Consider the following 17,087-nt stretch of genomic DNA (forward strand, 5'->3'; position numbering starts at 1 on the left):
ATGTCGGGAATTCCGCTCGTCGATCTCGCCGCCGCGCACGCGGAGGTCGCGGAGGAGGTGGAGGCCGGCTTCAAGCGGGTCATCGCCGACACGGCCTTCGTGGGTGGCGCCGAGGTCGCCGCGTTCGAACGGGAGTACGCGGCGTTCAGCGGCGTACCGCACTGCGTCGGGGTGGCCAACGGCACCGACGCGCTGGAGCTGGCGCTGCGCGCCGTCGGGGTGGGCCCCGGGGCCGAGGTGATCCTGCCGACGAACACGTTCATCGCCACCGCCGAGGCCGTCGCCCGCGCCGGCGCGCGCCCCGTGCTGGTCGACTGTGACCCCGACACGTACCTGATCGACGTCGAGGCGGCGCTGGCCGCGGTCACGCCCGCCACCCGCGCGGTCGTCCCGGTGCACCTCTACGGTCAGCTCGCGCCGGTGGAGCGGCTGCGGGCCGGTCTGGCCGGTCGCGACGTCGCGATCGTGGAGGACGCCGCGCAGTGCCAGGGCGCCACCCGGCACGGGCGGGGCGCCGGCGTCGACGGCATCGCCGCGACGAGCTTCTACCCGGGCAAGAACCTCGGGGCGTACGGCGACGCGGGCGCGGTGGTCACCGCCGACGCCGACCTCGCCACGGCGGTCCGCACGCTGGGCAGCCACGGCGGCCTCACCAAGTACACGCACGACGTGATCGGGGTCAACAGTCGCCTCGACGGCCTCCAGGCGGTGGTGCTCCGCGCCAAGCTGGCCCGACTGGCCGCGTGGAACGACGCGCGGCGCGCCGCCGCGGCCCGCTACGACGCGCTGCTGGAGTCCGTGGACGTGGTCCGCCCGGTGACCCTGCCCGGCAACGAGCACGTCTGGCACATCTACTGCGTCCGGGTGCCCGGCGACGGCGACCCGCGGCGGCGGGACGAGGTGCTGGCGCGGCTCAACGCCGCCGGTGTCGGCGCGGGCATCCACTACCCGGTGCCGGTGCACCGTACGCCCGCGTTCGCCGGCCTCGGGCACCCGCGGGGCGCCTTCCCCCGGGCGGAGCGGATCGCGGCGCAGTTGCTCTCCCTGCCTATCTACCCGCAGATCACCGTCGACCAGCAGGAGCGGGTGGCCGACGCCCTCGTCTCGGCGCTCGGCGGGTAGCCGGGGTGTACATCTCGGTCCGCGACCGGCCGGCCGGCGGGCGGAGCGAACCCACCGGCACCCGGGCCCCCCGCGTGGCCGGAACGGTGGTGCTCCTCGGCGTCGTCAGCCTGCTCACCGACGTGTCGTCGGAGATGGTGTCGTCGGTGCTGCCGCTCTACCTGACCGCCGTGGTCGGGCTCAGCCCCATCGCGTACGGCTTCGTCGACGGCATCTACCAGGGCGTCAGCGCGCTGGTCCGGATCGCGGGCGGCTACGCCGGCGACCGCGGCGGGCGGCCGAAGCTCGTCGCGGTCGCCGGCTACGGCATCTCCGCGTTGAGCCGCATCGCGTTGCTGCCGGCCGCCGGCTACGCCGCGATCACCACCGTCATCACCGCCGACCGCCTCGGCAAGGGGCTGCGGACGGCACCCCGCGACGCCCTGATCGTCGAGGCGTCGCCGCCCGCGATGCTCGGCCGGGCGTTCGGGGTGCACCGCGCCCTCGACACCCTCGGCGCCGCGATCGGCCCGCTGCTGGCGTTCGCGCTGCTGGCCAGCCTGCCCGGCGGCTACGACTCGATCTTCGTGGTGTCGTTCGCGTTCGCCACGGTGGGCGTGGCGGTGCTGGTGCTGTTCGTGCCGAACCTGCGGACCGCCGCCGGGACGGCCCGGGTCGGGCTGCGCCGGGTCGTCCGCGAGGTCGCCGGTCGCCGGCTGCGCGGACCCTTGCTGGCGGCCGGGCTGCTGGGCCTGCTGACGGTCGGCGACGGCTTCCTCTACCTCGCGCTGCAGGACCGGGACGACTTCGCGGCCCGCTGGTTCCCCCTGCTGTACGTGGGCACCAACCTCGCGTACCTGGCGCTGGCCGTGCCGCTGGGCCGCCTCGCCGACCGGGTGGGGCGCGCCCGTGTCCTCGTGGCCGGCCACCTCGTGCTGCCGGTGTGCTACCTGCTGGCCGCCCTGCCGCACGGCGGTCTGGCCCTGACCGTGGTCGTCCTGCTGCTGCTCGGGGTCTTCTACGCCGCCAGCGACGGCGTGCTGCCCGCCCTGGTGAGCCGCCTGGTCTCGGCCGAGACCCGGGGCAGCGGCATCGCCGCCGCGCAGACCGTGGTGGCGCTGGCCCGCTTCGCCTCGTCGGTCCTGTTCGGTCTGCTCTGGACGCTGTCGGGCCCCCGACCCGCGCTGCTGCTGTTCGGCGCGCTGCTGCTCGGTATCGTGCCGCTCGCCGCCTGGTTGCTGCGCGGCGCGGAGACACGGGAGGTGCCGGCATGAGCGAGCGCAGCGAGCGAATCGGGCAGCACAGCGCGGCGGAGCCTCATGACGGCGCCGACCGCAGGGAGGGGCCGGCATGAGCGTCCGGGCCCGGATGACGGTCATGGTGGCGGTGCTGCTGGTCGCCGTCCTCGGCGCCGGCGGCTACGTGTGGCGGGAACGGCAGTCCCAGGCCCACTCGCGGGCGACCGCCACGGTGCCCACCCGCACCGACCTGGCGGCGGTGCGGGCCCAGCCGCACCTGGTCTTCCGCAGCACCGCGCTCGGCGACGGCTACGGCCGGGTGGCGGCGGTGCCGCTGTCCGCGCCCGACGGGCCCCGCGCGCTCACCCCCGCCTCCTGCGAGCGGGTCTACGCCACGGCGGCGGAGGCGATCTGCCTCTCCGCGGAGCGGGGCGTGGTGACCACGTACCGGGCGCAACTGCTCGACCGGGACTGGCAGCCGCAGCGGGACCTGCCGCTCACCGGCATCCCCAGCCGGGCCCGACTGTCCCGCGACGGTTCCCTCGTCGCCACGACCACGTTCGTGTTCGGCGACTCGTACGCCAACCCGGGACAGTTCTCCACCCGTACGGTCGTGAGCCGGTCCCGGGCCGAGGTCGTCGGCGACCTGGAGACGTTCCGGCTCGTGGTGGACGGCCGGACGGTCACGGCGGCCGACCGGAACCTGTGGGGCGTCACCTTTGCCGACGACGACCGCTTCTACGCCACCGCCGCGAGCGGTGGGAAGACCTGGCTGGTGGAGGGCCGCCTGTCGACGCGGCAGCTGACCGCGCTGCGGCGCGACGCCGAATGCCCCTCGCTGTCGCCGGACCGGACCCGAATCGCCTTCAAGAAGCACGGCGACCTGCCCCCGGGCCGGTGGCGCCTCGCCGTCTACGACCTGGCCACCGGCGCGGAGACGCTGCTCGCCGAGACCCGCAGCGTCGACGACCAGGTGGAGTGGCTGGACGACCGGCAGGTCGTCTACGGCCTGGCCCGGCAGAGCGAGGGCACCGCGAGCAGCGACGTCTGGCGGGTGGCCGCCGACGGCAGCGGATCGCCCCAGGTGCTCGTGCCCGACGCGTGGTCGCCCGCCGTGGTGCGCTGACCGGCCACGGCGGGCGGACCCGTCACGTCCGGCAGGGGAGCGCGGCCCCCACGGTGGGCTGGAAGTTCGCGTCGATGGTGACCGCGTTGGCCGACCAGCCGCTCAGCAGGGCGCACTTGACGTCGGGGTTGGAGCCGTCGGGGAGCATCAGGTTGCGCACCGACCCCTCCGTGCCCAGCACGAACGCGAACCACCGGCCGCCGACCGCGAGCAGCCCGTCGATGTCGACCCGGGTGTTGCCCTGCTCCCCCGGGTAGAAGAACGGCGCCGTTCCCTCGCACGGCGCGGCCCGGAACTCGGTCAGCACGAACGTCGACCGCCGCACCGACAACTGCCCGCCGTAGTAGCCCTGAAGGCCGTCACCGTGCCAGTCGTCGCAGCTCGTCGGTGCCGCCACCCGGACGAAGGAGTCCTCGACGACCATCGGGCCGCACTGCTCCTTCTCGCTGACCCGCAGGCCCTCCGGCACGCCGTCGACCTTGACCCGGCGGGCGGTCAACCCGCCCGGGCCCAGCACCGGGCTGTCCTTCGTGGTGGTGACCTGGCCGGGGCTCTTGATGAACGAGACGTCCTCGACCACGAGCCCCCGGCACGGCCCCGACGCCCAGATGGACCCACCCTGCACCTCGACGCGGCGGATGGTGACGTTCGCCGCGCGTACCCGGATGCTCGCGTTGACCAGCCGGAGGTCCTCGACCACCGTGCCGCTGCGCTCGATGACGAGGTCGGAGGTGCGGGTGGACTTCGGCCGCCATCCCGCCGGCACTCCGGTGTTGCCCGGGTGCGGCCAGGAGCCGGCGCGCGGCGGCGCCGCGTCACCCTTCGGGCGGCCCGGTGTCTTCGTGGCCGAGGGCCGTCCGGACGGTGACGCGGAGCCCGACGCGCTCGGGGTCGGGGCCGCCGACTGGTCGGCGGTCTCGGGCTGTGCCACGGCGTCGTCGGGATCCGGCGTCTCCTCTGCGGCCACCACCGGGTCGGGGCTGCGCGTGACGTCGACGGTGACCTGGACCGCGACGACGGCGGCCACCACGCCGAGCGCCGCGAGCGCGATCCTCGTCCGGTTGCGGCGCAGCCAGGACCGGTCCGGCGCGGGCCCGGCCCCGTCGGCTAGGAATCCGCGGCCGGGGTGTTCCTGGTCATCAGGTCGCTGAGACATGATCCTGTTCCTCACGGCGAGCCCCGCACCGGGCGGCCAGGGCATTCGGCGGACGCGCCGGGACGGCACCTCCGAGGTCACCTGGCGGCGGAACACCAGGGTTGCGCTCACAGATCAGCCGGTGCCAGCTCTCGTCCGCGCGAGGCTGGGTCCGCGACCGCCGGCCTGCCGCCCGCCCGACCGGGACCCGACTGGTCCAACGCCGCAACCGGCGGCGTGGTGTCGTCCCGTCCTGCGGCACCACGGGTCCGGCGGCTCAGATGCCGGCCTGCTGCCAGCGGCGGTGCGCCACCCGGGCGCGTACCTTGTGGACCTGCTCCCCGGGCAGGAACAGCGGGTGCCGCCGCGAACGGCGGGCGCCCACCCGCCGGCGCAGCGCCAACGCCCGCCACAGCGGCGCGAGCGCCGGCCGTGGGCAGGTGTCGGCCGCGAAGGCGGCCAGCTCGTCCACCGGCCACGACTCCGCCTTGCCCCACTCGAACGACCGCACCGCGTAGGTCAGCGCCTCACGGGCCAGGGTGCGCCGGGACAGGTCGTGCAGGTCCCGCCAGCGCGGGTCGCCGCCGAGGACGTTGTCGAAGCAGGCGGTGCGCTCCGCCAGGTCCACCAGCACACCCTTCGGGTCGCCGCCCTGGAACGACGTGAGGTGCATGTTGGCGGCGTGTTCGCGGTAGTAGGCCTGGTCGGCGCCGCCGACGAAGGCGACGTCGGACACCGTCGCCGCCCGCATCCACATCTCCAGGTCGCCCGCGTGCGGAAGCTCCGGGTTGTATCCGCCGACGGCGCGCAGCACCGACGTACGCATCACGGCCTCCGGGGAACGCAGCGGGTTCCGGCCGGTGCCGCAGCGGTCGGCCAGCCAGTCCCGGCCGCGCCACAGCGTCCAGGACGTCGCCGTGGTCCGCGCGGGCGGCAGGTCGTCGCCGCTGAACGCGACCGCCCGGCCGTAGACCAGCCCCACCTCGGGGTGCTGCTCCATCACGGCGGTGGCACGGGCCAGCGACGACGGGGTCAGCAGGTCGTCGGCCGACAGCAGCACCACGTAGTCACCGTCCACCTGGGACAGGCCCTCGTTGTACGTGGCGATGTGCCCCCGGTTGCGGTCGTGGCAGATAGCCCGCACCCGGTCGTCGGCGGCCGCGATCTCCCGCACGACCGACGCGCTGCCGTCCGGCGACGCGTCGTCGACGATCAGGACGTCCACCTCGACGCCCGGCTGGGACAGCACGCTGTCGACGCAGGAGCGCAGGTAGTGGCCGTAGTTGTAGCACGGGACCACGACGGAGACGCGTGGCCGCCGGACGGGTGGTGGACCCGGTCGCACCACCGTCGCCGGCGCCAGGCCGGTCAGCGTGAGCCGCATCGCGGCAACGTCGAACATGTCGCATCCCTCCGGTCGGCGGGTGGGTCAGGGTGAGACGAGGGCGATCTCGGGACGCTCCTGGGGCGCGTCGGCGCTGCCGACGGCCTTCAGCTCCGCCAGCCGGCGGCGCGCCCAGCGGAGCAGCAGGGCGGCGTACACGACGGTGGTGACCGACCCACCGAGCAGCAGGGCCAGCAGGCGGTCGTGGACCAGGTCGACGGCGAGCAGCCCGGCCGCCGTCGCCGGGACACCGGCCAGCAGCGGCACGGCGAGGTTCCGCAACGCCGCGCCGAGCTGCAGGCCGTGCGGGCGCAGGGCGATCGCGTACGCGGGCAGCACGACCAGGACACCGATCACGACGTGCGCCCAACCGGCGCCGGCCAGCCCCCACCCGCTGATGCCGATCGCCATCGCGGGCACCAGCACGACGAGCCACACCGCCTGGATGACGAGGACCGCGCGCGTCGCCCCGACCGCGATGAGGTACGTGGTGACGAGGTCCAGGACGATCCGCAGCGAGCCGAAGAACGCGAGGCCCCCCAACGCCTGCGCGGCGGGCAGCCAGCGGTCCCCGTAGATCAGCGGGATGACGACGCTCGCCAGGGTGGACAGCCCCACACCCACCAGCAACGCCACCGACCAGCTCAGGCCGATCGCGCGGGGCAGCGCGTCGGCCCGGCGGCGGACGTCGGTGATCTGGGCGAACCCCGGCAGGGCCACCACCCGGATCGCCTGGCCGAGGGTGAGCATCGGCCAGGACGCCATGTTGAACGCCAGCACGTAGAAGCCGAGCATCAGCGCCCCGCCGGTGCGGCCGACCACGGCGAACGGCGCGTTCATCACCATCCACGACAGCAGGTTCGCCGACGCGAGGGGCAGGCCGAACCGGACGAGCGATCCGGCGATCTCCCGCCGGAAACCGAACCGCGGCCGGGTCCGCGCCACCACGAACTGGATGACGGTGGAGACGCCCTGCGAGGCGACCCGGGCGAGCGCGAGGGACATCGCGCCGAAGCCGAGGACGGCCAGCAGCGGGGTGAGGACGACGGACACCACCAGGCCGGCGCCGTCGACGGCGAACTGCGCCGACTGCCGGAAGTCGCGCTGGATCACCGCGTACGGCACCGTGGCCAGGCCGACGAGCACCAGGGTCAACGACATGACCCGGACGACCGGCGCGGCGTCGGCACTGCCCATCGCGCTCGCCAGCGGGCCGGCGAGCGCCGACGTGGCACCGGCCAGGCACACGCTCACAACGACCGCGATGGTCGCCGCGGTCGGCCCGCGCTCGGCGATCGACCCGTGACGGACGAGGTCGGAGGTCATCCCGAGCTCGACCAGCGCCGTCAGGATCACCTGGATCGTCAGCGCGACGGCGAAGACGCCGAACTCCTCCGGCGCGAGCAGCCGGGCCATCACCACGCCGAGGCCGAAGTTCCCGAGGCGCAGGGCGAGGCTGCCGATCGTTCCCCAGGCCAGACCCCGCCGGACCTTGCCGCCGAGGTCGTCGGCGGGCGGCGCCTGGACCGCCGCGGCGTCAGGCTGCGTCATGACGGGTCGCGGTCGCTTCCAACAACATGCTCGACAATCCGGCCTCCCGGTGCCGCACGACCCGACGCCGGCGGCCACCGCGACGATAGTGCGGCGGACGCGACTCTGGTGTCGGAGAACTGTCTACAGTCCCGAGCTTGTCGTTCATCCCGGCTGACCCATCGGTGCGGGCACGTCGGCCCGGCGCACCACTGCGGGGACAGCCGACGCGACGTTATCGTGGTCCGGCCCGGCGGGCCCCGCGTCGCCCGACCGCCCGCCCCCGGAAGGACGTCGAGATGAGCGAGCAGCCGCCGACGGGTTCCGCGACGACCGGTCAGCCGGGCCCGTCCCGGGCCGGCGCGGTCCGTCCACTGGTCATGTGGGCGCAGCGCCGCGCCCATCTGCTTCCCGCGCCCGCCCGGCGGGGTCTGGGACAGCTGGCCCGGACGCTGATCCACGACCGGGGCGCGGCTGCGCCGGAGGCGGACTGGCGGGTTCCGCTGGTCGCCGGCGGCACGGGCGACATCGAGGACCTCGGCCCGACTGCGGAGCCGCCCGCGCGCGACGTGCCAAACGCGCGGGCGAAGCCCGCCACGGTTCGCCGCTGCGCGGTCGTCACCGGCCCGGACAAGGGCGGGGCGGAGGAGTTCGCCGCGTTCCTGGCCCGACGCCTGCCGGAGCGGGGCATCGAGACGGTGTTCGTCCGCGCCGCTGACACCGCCGACGACGACCCGCTGCTGCGCACCCTCGCGGCGGCCGGCGTGCCCACCGTGACCGCGCTCCCCGGCGACCAGCGGTGGCTGCGGACGGTCGACCCGGACGTCGTCAGCGCGCACTGCGCCCCCGACTGGGCGCTCGACGCGGTCGCCGCCGCGGGCGTGCCGTGGGTGGAGACCCTGCACGGCATGCACGCCTTCATGCATCCCCACACATGGCCGGGCGAGCGCGAGCGGGCCCGCCGGGTCACCGCGCAGGTCGCGGTCAGCGACCTCGTCCGTCGCCAGTACCTGGCGGTGAACCCGGACTATCCGGCCGACCGCGTGGTCACCGTGCCCAACGGCGTCGACCTCGACCGGGCGCCCCGCGTCGACCGGACCCTCGCCCGGCGCGCGCTCGGCCTCACCGACGAGTTCCTGTTCGTCTCGCTGGCCCGCTACAGCCTCCAGAAGAACACGTACGGGCTGGTGTCGGCGTTCGCCGAGGTGGCCGCCGCGCACCCGGGTACGCACCTGCTGGTGGCCGGCCACACCGACGACGGGCCGTACACCCAGCAGATCATGCGGCTCGCGCGGTCGCTGCCGGCGGCCGACCGCATCCACCTGCGCGCGCTGTGCCGCAACCCGTCGGGGCTGCTGGCCGCCGCGGACGCCTTCGTCCTGGACTCGTACTTCGAGGGCTGGTCGCTCGCCTCGATGCAGGCGATGGCGGCGGGCCTGCCGGTGGTCCTGAGCGACGTCGGTGGCGCCCGCGAGCAGCTGGGGCCGGACGGCGCGTGGGGTCACCTGGTCGGGAACCCGGGCGGTGACCCGTCGCGGATCGGCTGGGCGGAGATCGGTGCGACCCGGTTCCGCACCCAGGTCAACCGGGCCGAGCTCGTCGCCGCCATGTCGGCGGTCGTGCGGGACCGGGCGGCGTGGGCCGACCGGCGGGAGGAACTGGCGGAGCGGGGGCGGACCCGGTTTCCCGCGGACGCCTGCCTCCGCCGGCACGCCGACGTGCTGCTCGGCTACGCCCGGCCCGGCTCGGGCTCCCAGTTGGTCCAGTAGCTGCCGGGGTTGACCAGGTACTGCACCGTCGCCTCGGGGATGTGTTCGATGCGGTGCCGCCGGCTGTGCCGGTACATCATCTCCCAGTCCTCCTTCGGGAGGGTGGCGGAGACGCGCCGGATCCGGCTGAACCAGACGTCGCCGGTGCGCCGGACGACGAACGGGTTGCTGTCGAGGAACGCCGTGTTCTTGGCGAGGTCCCGGTCGAACGGCTGGGAGAGCACGTCGTACTCGGTGCCGTCGGGAAGCACCCGGCGCATGGCCGTGTAGACCCCGTCGGGCGCGTCCGGGGCGGTGAGCCGGGCGAGCGCGACCTCCAGGTGCCGGGGGTACCAGAGGTTGTCGTCGTCGATGAAGGCGACGAACGGCGAGTCGGTCAGCCGCATGCCGATGTTGCGGCTGACACCGAGGACGTTGACGTTGCGGGCCAGGCTCACCGGGAACAGGCGGGGGTCGTCCGGCAACGGCGGGAGCCCACCGCCGTCGTCCACCACCACCAGCACCAGGTCACGCATGGTCTGGGCCAGCACCGAGTCGACAGCCCGGCGCAGGTGCTCGGGTCGGCGGTAGGTCAGCAGCACCACGGCGACGGTGGCCTTCGGGCGGCGGCCGTGCGGCAACGTGGCCAGCAGCCGACGTGTCTCGGCCAGCTCCAGCCGGCGCAGCCCGATCGCCGTGTGCCCGAGCAGGACCTTGTTGCGCAGCTCGTACATGGGCATCCACCCGAATCGGGCCCGAAGTCTCCGTCTGATGATGCTGAGCATTCTCGGCCTACTCCCGTCGGTCGGTCGGTTCGCTGGCTGGGCGGGCGGTGACACACGCGAGGAGCCGGCCCCGGATGGGGGCCGGCTCCCGCGGTCCCGGTCAGTCCGGCAGGAACGCCACGTCGACCCAGTAGTTGTGGGCGGCGGTGCTCGTCGGGGCCACCCCACCCGCCCCGTACCGGTACACGGCGCCGGTGAAGCCGACGTGCAGCGGCGCGTTGTCGTACGGGCTGAGGAACTGGTTGAGGTCCACGGCGTAGTACCCGGCGTCGGTGTGGTACGACGCGGTGTAGGTGGCGCCGGGTGTGACGGTCACCGGCTGGGCGAAGACCAGGGTCTGCCAGCCGCTGGCGGTCTCACCCACGAACGTGCCACTGGCCAGCAGGTCACCGGCGGAGGACCACAGCGAGCCCGTGTGGGTGCCGGTGTTGCTCGTGCCCTTGTAGAACCGCACCCCGTGGACCTTGCCGGCGACGTCGGAGGTGAACCGCACGCCGACCTCCACCGGAGTGGTGTCGTTCCACTGCGCGTTCGCCGGCACCGCCTGGGTGCCGAAGATGGACACCGTGCCGGCGGGCAGGGTCGGACCCGGCGTGGGCGTGGGCGTCGGGGTCGGCGTGGGAGTGGGCGTCGGGGTCGGCGTGGGCGTCGGAGTGGGCGTCGGAGTGGGAGTGGGGGTCGGCGTCGGAGGTGGCGTACCACCGCCCTCGCTGCGGAAGAGCACGTCGACCCAGTAGTTCGTCGCGCCGTACGTGCTCGTCGGGAAGCCACCGGTCGCGCCGTACCGGTAGGCCCCGTTGCCGGCGGCCGGCGCGCTCAGCGGCCCGTTGACCCACGTCGAGGCGAAGAAGTTCGTCGTCGCCGAGTAGTGGCCGTTCGGCGCGAAGTACGAGGCCACGTACGTCGTCCCGGCGGTCAGCGTGACCGGCGTGGGGAACGAGGCCACCTGCCAGCCCACGTTCGTGCCGGACGGGAACGTCAGCTCGGTGATCCGCGCGCCGTCCGCCGTCCACAGGCTGCCCGTGTGGGTGCCGGTGTTACCCGGCCCCTGGTAGTACCGCAGGCCGACCAGTTTGCCGTTGGTGGACGGGGTGAACCGCACCCCCACCTCGATGGGTGCGGCGTCCGCGTCGGCGGCGACGTCCGGCGTCGCGTTCGGCGCGAACAGGGTCGAGATGGTGGAGTCCAGCTCGGTCGTGAACGACCAGGTGGCGGAGACCGGGTTGTCGTCGCTGTCGCGGGCCGACACCGACGCCGTGTAGGTCTGGGCCGCCGCGAGCGGCGCCGAGGGCGTGAAGGCGACCGTGTTGGTCTGGCTCTGGTAGGTCGTCGTCCCGGCCGTCGCCGCCCCACCCGCACCGGTGAGGGTGACCTGGACGGTCGCCGGCACCACCGGCTTCGAGAAGGACGCCGAGAGCGCGGTCGCGACCGGCACGCCGGAGGCGCCGTCCAGGGGTGACTGCGACACCGCGTACGGCGGCGCGTCGGCACCGGCGAGGAAGGTGACGTCGACGTAGTAGTTGCTGCCCCGGTACGTCCGGTCCGGGATGCCCCCGTCGGTCGAGAACAGCCCGTTGTCGACGGTGCCGACCGACCGCGGGGCGGTCAGCGGGCCGGCCACCCAGTCGCGGACGCTGAACGCCAACTCGTCGGCCGCGTAGTGCCCGTTCGGGGCGCGGTAGGAGGCGACGTAGGAGGTGCCGGCGGTCACCTGGACCGGCTTGTCGAAGTTCATCGACTGCCAGCCCGTCGCGCTCTCGTTCGAGAACGTGCCGGTGGCGAGCCTGGTGCCGTTCATCGCCCAGAGCGTGCCGGTATGCGTGCCGGTGTTGGTCGCTCCCTTGTAGAAGCGCACCCCGGTCACCACACCGTCGGTCGCCGGCTTGAACCGGACGCCGAGCTCGATGGTGTCGCCGTCGTCGGCCGCCTTGACCGTCGGCGTCCGGGAGCCGAACAGGGTGTGCGGGCCGGTCAACGCGAACGACCGGCTGACCGGGTTGGTCCCGACGTTGACGCTGTCGTCGATCGCCCGTACCGACACGGTCAGGCCGAAGCCGGCGGCGATGAACGTGTAACTCCAGGTGGTCGTGCCGGTGGCCGGATGCCAGGTCTGGCCGTTGTCGGTCGAGACCTCCACGCCGGCGACCCGGCCGCCGACGTCGCTGGCCGTGCCGCTGACGGTGACCGCGGCTCCCCGGGTGAGGTTCGCACCGGCCGCGGGCTGGCTGATCTGCACCGTGGGCGCCTGGACGTCGGTGGACGGGTTGGCCGCGGCCAGCTCGCTCATCCGGGTGTCCGGCTGCACGCCCATGTCGGCGAAGAGGTTGATCACCGCCTGCTGCAACCGCCGGTCCGCCGGTTCGTTGGCGTACCCGTCGTGCTCGGCGTCGAGGCCCCACGCGTACTGGATCGTCCCGGCGGAGAAGACCAGGGCGCCGCTGGCCGCGCGGTAGAGCGTCATGTTGTGGGTCGTCGTACCGGGGGTGACCACCTGGCCGAAGTCCCGCAGGTACTCCGGTGTCTCGCCGACGGTGGTGGAGAGGCGGATCAGGCCCGGCGGCCGGAACCCGTTGTCCAGGTCCTCGTCCGACTCGTAACCCACGGTGTGCGGGGCGAGCGTCACGTTCTGCCCGGCCGGGAGCCCGGCGTTGCGCCAGAAGCGCAGCCCGGTCTGCGCGGCCGGCACCTGGATCGGCAGGTCCGAGTGGTTGGCCATGTACGCGGTGCCGAGCAGGGCGTTCTCCGGACGGCCGCCGTTGGACGGCGGGCTGAACCGGGGGTCCCGCCACGTGCCGGTCCACTCCGCCGAGGGGTCGATCTTCTCGGCGGCCCAGGTCTCCTTGTAGCAGACGAGCGTCCGGTACGCGGTGTTGCTGCCGTCCGTGCTCGGCTCCCACCGGGTCTTCCAGTAGACGGAGTTGCCGCTGAAGAAGGCGAGGTGCACACCGGCGTCCCGGGCCGCCTCCACGTTGGTGCGCTGCGGCCCGCTCCAGTACTCGTCGTGACCGACCGACAGGAAGATCCGGTGGTTCTTGATCAGGCCGCCGCGCCGGTCGCTGTCGATGCCGGAGGTGTAGCTGACGTCGTAGCCGTTGCGTTCGAGGAACCGGATCATCGGGTACTCGTTGCTGAACAGGAAGTCCCGGCCCTCGCTGTCGCCGCGGGTGGCGTACGGGCGGTTGTAGCTGAGCTTGTAGGCGCGGCCGAACTGCGGGCCGACGTAGAAGTCGGCGCCGCCGTAGGTGTTGTACGCCTGCCACGTGGTGTCCGAGGTCTGGAAGAAGACGTCCGACCGGCTGGCGTCGTCACGCACCACGAAGGGGATGTGGCTCGCGCCCTGGGTGTCGTCGCGCTCCAGGCGGGCGATGTACACGCCGGACACGGTGGTGGTCGGCACGGTCCAGCTCGCCGAGACGGCCCAGTTGCCGCAGTCGACCATGTCCGTGCCCGGGTCGTGGATGCAGGCCGGCTGGCTCTGGGGCAGGCGCGCCGACGGGCTGATCTCCTTGATGAACCGGGCCCCGTCGCCGCCGTAGTAGCCGAGGCGGTAGATCCGGATCGAGTAGGCCCGCGCGTCGGTCTTGATCTTGAAGGTGACGGTCCCGCCGACGTTCACGCTGATGTCGGTGCTGAAACCCTGGATCGACTCGTCGCCCGCGCCGCGGATGTCCCACTCCTCGGGGTCCGCGCCGGGCTGCGAGTTCTCGCACACGACCGGGTTGATCACCGGGTTGCACGGCCCGGCGGCCGCGACGGCCCGCTGCACCACGACCAGGCCGCTGGCGACCACCGCGAGCACGACGGCGATCAGCACGGCGGGTCGGCGGGTCAGCCGGGCGTCACCGGCCCGTGAAGCGGCCAACACCAGCCCGCGCGACGGCGCGAGGACCCGGCCGAGGGAGCCCGGCCGCCACGCCGCCCATCGGCGGCCGACGAAGTCACGTACGCGCGGCCACCGGGTCGGCTCCCGACCACGGCTGTCCTCGGTCTCGTCCATCACGTATCTGCCCTCTCCGGGCTGTCTGGGGCCACCGAAAGAATTCGAGAAGAGCTGAGCGCAGTTGGCCGCGGAACGGTCGGTGCCACGGCACGGTCAAAGTAAGACACCACCTGGAAAAATCAACATCGGCGGCCAGGACATCCGACACTGACTGGTCGGCGGAGGAGACGGGACACATTAGCCGGACGCCCGGGCATTCAGCTCAGCACGCCTATCCGCGTCGCCCGCCGACGGCCGATGTGCGGACGACCCGGGCGGGGTGGGTGAACCGCCAGACCGCACCGCACAGGCCACACATCATCGCGAGCGTGAAGGCGTACGTGGTGAACGACATCGAGTCGAACGTGGCCCCCACCAGAATTGCCACTATCTGCGACGAGAGCAGTGCCGCACACAGGTGTTTGTCGTCGGGACGGGTCGACCGACGCATCGCGAGAACCGAGAGCCGGATACACGCGATGTGCAGGCCGGCCAGCGCCGCGACGCCGATGATTCCACCGGTGACCAGGGTGAGCAGCCACTGGTTGTCCAGGTAGAGATAGATGGTCGGGATCAGCGTTCCGGGCCCTCGACCGAGCCACGGCCGCTGGGCGAAGAACTCCGCCACGACCGCGTAGTCCTCGGTGCGCGCGCTGATGCTCGAATCCTGCTCACCGGCGAGGAACATCGCGCGCAACGTCCCGATGAGACCGGGCTTGACGATGAACAGCGCCCCCAGCACGGCACCGCCGACCAGCGCCATGTTGTAGCGCGTCCGCCACGGCCACACGGTCACGAACATGACACCGATCGCGGCGAGCAAAGCCACCACGCCGGTACGCGAGATCGCCACCGGCACGGCGGCCGCGATCATCACGGCCAGGACGGCGTACGCGGCACGCTGGTTGCGGGTCGCGGAGAACCGGACGTAGTGGATCGCGAACGGCACGGCCATCGCGAGCACCGTGCTGAACTCGATGTAGTGGGCCGCCGTGCCGGGCACCCGGAAGAGCCCGCCGGTGCCGCGCGCGGCGAAGTCCAGCAGGTCGGACTTCCACTGCAGACCGGGCAGGACCAGGTACTGGGCCGGGTTGAAGGCGAAGGTCGACTGGACGAGCCCGACCAGGGCCATGAAACCGGCGCACCAGACGAAGATCCGCAGCACGTTGTTGAGGCGGGCCCAGTTGGGGATCCCGTCGGCCGTCATCAGGACGACGCCGAGGAACTCGATCGTGACGAGCAGGAAGAAGTTCTGCGCGTTCGCCTCGATCGACGGCAGGCCCCGGAGCATCCCGGCCAGGTAGGAGAAGAGCACGGACAGCAGGTAGAGCAGGACCACCCAGCGCAGCGGCTGGGGGCCGGTCATGACCAGCCGGTAGTCCAGCCGCGACAGCACCCACCAGCAGAACATGCCGAGCCCGAGCAGCAGGGCCGGCCGGCCCGCGTAGGTGAGGTTGGGGACGATCAGGTTCGCCGGCAGCACGTACAGCAGGACGACGAGCAGGTTCAGGACAGTCGTCGTCCCCAGCACCAGCCACCGACGCCGACTCGCGTACGTGCGGTCGTAGACGAGCGACGGCTCGAAGTCGACCGGGTGATGGACGAGGGTCACGACCCGTCAGGGCCGATTCTCGCGGCGGTCCCGCCCGTTGGTCGGCGTCACCGGAAGCACGATGGTCGCGTCGGAGCGTGCCCGGTCGGCGACGAAGTCCGGACGCGTGGCGCGCTCCGGCGCGACGACGGCCGGGCGGTCGTCGCGGCGGGCGGCCAACTCGCCGGGCTCGGTGCGCCGGGGCTGGACCGGCACCGGTCGCGGCGGGGCGGGCGCCCGGTCCGCGTCCCGACCGGCGTCGCCGGTCGGCACCGAACCGACCCACCGTGGCGAGGCCGCCTCGGCGCGGGACGCCGGCTCGGCCTCCGGGGTGGCGCGACGGCGCTGCCGGCGACGCAGCAGGGCGTCCACCGCGACGGTCCCGCCGACGGTGATCAGCAGGCCGATGCCGCCCGCCACCACGATCACGCGCTTGACCTTCGAGGTGACGACCTCCGGCAGCGCGCCGTCGTTCAGGGTCAGGGTCGTGATCATGTCGGCGGGCGCCAGGCCGTACTGCTCCTGCTTGGCGACGATCTCGGCGTTCAGCAGGCGGATGATCTCGCGGACCGTGGCCGTCGCCTGCTCGGGGCTGTTGCCCACCACCTCGATGCCGAGCAGCGGGGACTCGCGGGGGAAGTTCACCAGGACGTTGTCCGACAGGCCGCGGTCGGCCAGCCGGCCGAGCTCGGTGTTGTCGGTGACCTTCACGATCGCGGCGTCACCGAGGGAACCGATGCCGAGGTCGAGCCAGGGATTGCGGGGGCCCTTCGATTCCGTCCGCTGGGGCGGCAGCATCTGCAGGTAGCCCTGCGCCCGGTAGTCGGGCCGCACGTTGATGGAGACGAAAACCGCGGCCACGACCGAGGCCAACAGGAGAGGCAGGGCCACATACCAGCGCCGGGCCAGCACCTTGGTCAGGTCCCAGAGGTCCACAACAGCCTCTCGTATGGTGATTGAGGTCGGCAAAGGCTCGGCTGAGTGTGACGGGTGTCAGCGGCCGGATAACCTTCCCCGCGCTTAGTTTCCCTGGCGGCCAGAACGTCCGCAAGCTCCGATCGGACAGCCGACTCAGCCGGCCGTGGAGCGGTCCGGAGGCGAACGTCGGACCCGCGGGAACGCTCCGCCGAACAGCCGATGGCGCGGATAGCGGAAAGAGCATTCCACCGCTCGCCCCCGCCCATCGACGGCTCAGCGCACCTTCGCGGAGACGAAATCGGCGAGACCGCCGAGTGTCTCGAACAGGTCGGCGGTGACCTCGTCACCGTCGATCTCGATGTCGAACCGCTGCTCCAGCGCGACGACGAGCTCGACCACGGCCATCGAGTCGAGCTCGGGCAGATCGCCGAGGAGCACGGTCGACGCGTCGAGCGTGTCGGCGCGGTCCTCGATGCCGAGCGTCGCCACGACCACGGACTTGACGTCGTTGAAGACGGTGGTGCTGGTGTCCATCTCTCCCCTTGAGATCGA

At 72.9% G+C, this 17,087-nt stretch carries 12 protein-coding genes; 4 read left to right on the plus strand and 8 right to left on the minus strand.

Annotation, left to right across the window (positions count from 1 at the left end; all coding sequences use genetic code 11):
* The 3 genes from GA0070620_RS10080 (at position 1) to GA0070620_RS10090 (ending at position 3,465) form a co-directional block, all read left to right on the plus strand.
* Complete coding sequence (locus GA0070620_RS10080; RefSeq protein WP_091589613.1) at positions 1 to 1,122, plus strand: DegT/DnrJ/EryC1/StrS family aminotransferase; 1,122 nt, start codon at positions 1 to 3, stop codon at positions 1,120 to 1,122.
* Between the two features lie 5 nt (positions 1,123 to 1,127).
* Positions 1,128 to 2,375, plus strand: a complete 1,248-nt coding sequence (locus GA0070620_RS10085; RefSeq protein ID WP_091589614.1) for an MFS transporter — start codon at positions 1,128 to 1,130, stop codon at positions 2,373 to 2,375.
* Positions 2,376 to 2,451: 76 nt separating this feature from the next.
* A complete protein-coding gene (locus GA0070620_RS10090; RefSeq protein WP_157741584.1) occupies positions 2,452 to 3,465 on the plus strand; it encodes a TolB family protein in 1,014 nt (337 codons plus the stop codon).
* Between the two features lie 22 nt (positions 3,466 to 3,487).
* Here the strand turns inward: GA0070620_RS10090 and GA0070620_RS10095 are convergent, their stop codons facing one another.
* The 3 genes from GA0070620_RS10095 to GA0070620_RS10105 form a co-directional block, all read right to left on the minus strand.
* Complete coding sequence (locus GA0070620_RS10095; protein ID WP_157741585.1) at positions 3,488 to 4,621, minus strand: hypothetical protein; 1,134 nt, start codon at positions 4,619 to 4,621, stop codon at positions 3,488 to 3,490.
* Positions 4,622 to 4,877: 256 nt separating this feature from the next.
* Positions 4,878 to 6,002 carry a glycosyltransferase family 2 protein gene (locus tag GA0070620_RS10100; RefSeq protein ID WP_197677579.1) on the minus strand — a complete coding sequence of 375 codons (1,125 nt, stop codon included), beginning with the start codon at positions 6,000 to 6,002 and terminating at the stop codon, positions 4,878 to 4,880.
* Positions 6,003 to 6,029: 27 nt separating this feature from the next.
* Positions 6,030 to 7,535 carry an oligosaccharide flippase family protein gene (locus GA0070620_RS10105; RefSeq protein WP_091589616.1) on the minus strand — a complete coding sequence of 502 codons (1,506 nt, stop codon included), beginning with the start codon at positions 7,533 to 7,535 and terminating at the stop codon, positions 6,030 to 6,032.
* Between the two features lie 278 nt (positions 7,536 to 7,813).
* Here GA0070620_RS10105 and GA0070620_RS10110 point away from each other — a divergent pair, with 278 nt between their 5' ends.
* On the plus strand, positions 7,814 to 9,283 hold the full coding sequence (locus GA0070620_RS10110) for a glycosyltransferase (protein WP_091589617.1): 1,470 nt from the start codon (positions 7,814 to 7,816) through the stop codon (positions 9,281 to 9,283).
* Here the strand turns inward: GA0070620_RS10110 and GA0070620_RS10115 are convergent.
* From GA0070620_RS10115 to GA0070620_RS10135, 5 genes are all read right to left on the minus strand, one after another.
* Positions 9,244 to 10,002, minus strand: coding sequence for a glycosyltransferase family 2 protein (locus GA0070620_RS10115; protein ID WP_231922321.1), 759 nt, complete (start codon positions 10,000 to 10,002; stop codon positions 9,244 to 9,246). The two genes, GA0070620_RS10110 and GA0070620_RS10115, sit on opposite strands and share 40 nt — an antisense overlap.
* 145 nt (positions 10,003 to 10,147) lie before the next feature.
* Complete coding sequence (locus tag GA0070620_RS33210; RefSeq protein ID WP_091589619.1) at positions 10,148 to 14,044, minus strand: DUF4082 domain-containing protein; 3,897 nt, start codon at positions 14,042 to 14,044, stop codon at positions 10,148 to 10,150.
* Positions 14,045 to 14,258: 214 nt separating this feature from the next.
* Positions 14,259 to 15,638 (minus strand): O-antigen ligase family protein, encoded by a 1,380-nt coding sequence (locus GA0070620_RS10125; protein ID WP_091589620.1) that lies wholly within the window; start codon positions 15,636 to 15,638, stop codon positions 14,259 to 14,261.
* Positions 15,639 to 15,644: 6 nt separating this feature from the next.
* Complete coding sequence (locus tag GA0070620_RS10130; protein ID WP_091589621.1) at positions 15,645 to 16,553, minus strand: YveK family protein; 909 nt, start codon at positions 16,551 to 16,553, stop codon at positions 15,645 to 15,647.
* A 255-nt stretch (positions 16,554 to 16,808) separates the two neighbouring features.
* Positions 16,809 to 17,069 (minus strand): acyl carrier protein, encoded by a 261-nt coding sequence (locus GA0070620_RS10135; protein ID WP_091589622.1) that lies wholly within the window; start codon positions 17,067 to 17,069, stop codon positions 16,809 to 16,811.
* Positions 17,070 to 17,087: the final 18 nt, after the last annotated feature.

The sequence above is a fragment of the Micromonospora krabiensis genome (assembly GCF_900091425.1).
Taxonomy (GTDB): domain Bacteria; phylum Actinomycetota; class Actinomycetes; order Mycobacteriales; family Micromonosporaceae; genus Micromonospora; species Micromonospora krabiensis.

Excerpts from the sequence above, each read along its gene's own strand:
- GA0070620_RS10080 (WP_091589613.1), top strand. The coding sequence starts at position 1 with ATGTCGGGAATTCCGCTCGTCGATCTCGCCGCCGCGCACGCGGAGGTC.
- GA0070620_RS10090 (WP_157741584.1), top strand. The coding sequence starts at position 2,452 with ATGAGCGTCCGGGCCCGGATGACGGTCATGGTGGCGGTGCTGCTGGTC.
- GA0070620_RS10095 (WP_157741585.1), bottom strand. The coding sequence starts at position 4,621 with ATGTCTCAGCGACCTGATGACCAGGAACACCCCGGCCGCGGATTCCTA.
- GA0070620_RS10100 (WP_197677579.1), bottom strand. The coding sequence starts at position 6,002 with ATGTTCGACGTTGCCGCGATGCGGCTCACGCTGACCGGCCTGGCGCCG.
- GA0070620_RS10105 (WP_091589616.1), bottom strand. The coding sequence starts at position 7,535 with ATGACGCAGCCTGACGCCGCGGCGGTCCAGGCGCCGCCCGCCGACGAC.
- GA0070620_RS10110 (WP_091589617.1), top strand. The coding sequence starts at position 7,814 with ATGAGCGAGCAGCCGCCGACGGGTTCCGCGACGACCGGTCAGCCGGGC.
- GA0070620_RS10115 (WP_231922321.1), bottom strand. The coding sequence starts at position 10,002 with ATGCCCATGTACGAGCTGCGCAACAAGGTCCTGCTCGGGCACACGGCG.
- GA0070620_RS33210 (WP_091589619.1), bottom strand. The coding sequence starts at position 14,044 with ATGGACGAGACCGAGGACAGCCGTGGTCGGGAGCCGACCCGGTGGCCG.
- GA0070620_RS10135 (WP_091589622.1), bottom strand. The coding sequence starts at position 17,069 with ATGGACACCAGCACCACCGTCTTCAACGACGTCAAGTCCGTGGTCGTG.